This is a genomic window from Endozoicomonas sp. SESOKO4 (assembly GCF_024606275.1).
Genome location: NZ_JAHHPS010000194.1, coordinates 1 through 1,627, shown reverse-complemented (window position 1 = coordinate 1,627; position 1,627 = coordinate 1). Strand labels below are relative to the sequence as shown.

The window sequence follows — 1,627 nt, the reverse complement described above, 5'->3', positions numbered from 1 at the left end:
GTTTATGGTTAAAGCTCAACCAGACAGAAGTTTTTGGCACCGAAATACTGACATTGCTGGACGAGTACAGGGATGAAATGGAGCTTATGCATGCCGTTACCGTCCTTAAAAAAGCCAAAATCGATATTGCTGACGACATGCTGGAAAAATGGAGACAACGGGCATTCAGCAAAATAAAGCGCTTAAAAAGGCAAGACCCATTATTATCAGAGATTGATCCTGATGTTTATCAAAGTTGTCAGGAATTAGAGTTGCTTGATCTTCGCTAACTCCGTTCATGGCACAATGGCCAATGCGCTGCTATACATTGGTGCAAATAGCAAAGGTCAATCAATGAGCCTGGGTCTATGCGACGCCCACAAAAAAACAAAGCTATCTGCTCGATGGTTCAATCACTGCTTCTGTTAGTGACCATAATGTTTGGGGAGTCACTGCCCGCAGTGGGATTGGTCGGCTCAAATCCGCTACCAGCAAATTTCTTATACACCAATAAGTTGGCTGAACCTGAACCGCCCGACCTTCATTCGGTTGGGTTTATGCCACTCGCCCTCCGTTTGCTTAAGCTGCTGCCGAATAACAGACCTCTTGCGTCTCTCCAACGGCCTCCCCTACCCCTTTGGCCAATGAAGCATACACACCGCATTGATCTCATGCTTGTGCCCCCTGAGACGCCAGAGCACTCTTCCACTGCGCTGATCGCCATCGGCGCTGCCGGGGGAGACGATGGCGATAAGCCACCTGACGGAAACCACTGGAATCCTGACCCAAAGCCCGTGCCTGACCTTGCCTCTGTTCTTGGCCCTGTTCAAAAATGCCTGCAACAAAAAAGGCAACTGCTTCGAATGTTACGGATCAAACGGCAATGGGCAACTATGACGGGGCAATCCATGCTGGCTCGAATTTTGTCAGACCGGATCATGGTGATTGAAGCGGATCTTTTCGATCTCGAAAGATCAGGGCCTGCCATGATGTATTCGTGTCTGGTTCAGACATGGCTGACAGAGAATGGTCAGGAACTTAGTGTTTACCGTGAGATCGCTGCTGGCAAATATTCAGGCCGTCAGGCAGGTACCGGGAAAAACGGCCAGCACTCCAGAACGACCAAAGCATCAACGACCAGAACAACAGGCCAATCCGGCCAGATTTGCGAAGTCGCTGCCGGTAACCAGAAAACCGGCTCGACAGACGGCAGTGGTCTCGGAGGCGATGACCCACTGAAACCCTCAATTTTTCAGGATACCGGAAGTTCGGTTGTCACTTGTTCAAAATGTGACAAGGCACTGAATACACAGGAATTAAGTCGTATAGCCAATGAGCTATCAGATCCAGCGTTTTTGTGCAACAAGTGCCTTTCGGGCACTAACAAAAATAAAAGAGCAAAACGAATCCGGGAAGAAACAGAGCGGGATTCATCAGAACCCGTTCAGAAAAAAAACAAGGGCTCGGGTAGAAAGAGGACTCATTCAAAAGCAGCTGCCGGACCAGCGGCCAAAAAAAAGAAAACGGCAGACACTCAGATCCCTGACGACCCATTGGAACAAGTGAAAGAAAATATCCATTACGAATTAAGTAAGGAAGAGCTGGAAAAAGCGCAAACCCTGATAGAGATATGCAAGAAAAAAAACAT

The 1,627-nt window shown here is 48.2% G+C and carries 2 protein-coding genes; both read left to right on the top strand.

Features of this window, described 5'->3' with window-relative positions; genetic code table 11:
• On the top strand, positions 1-269 hold a 269-nt coding region (locus KDK16_RS03795), incomplete at its 5' end, for a hypothetical protein (RefSeq protein ID WP_257274739.1).
• A gap of 78 nt (positions 270-347) precedes the next feature.
• Positions 348-1,627: hypothetical protein (locus KDK16_RS03790; RefSeq protein WP_257274738.1), on the top strand; the 1,280-nt coding region annotated here is incomplete at its 3' end.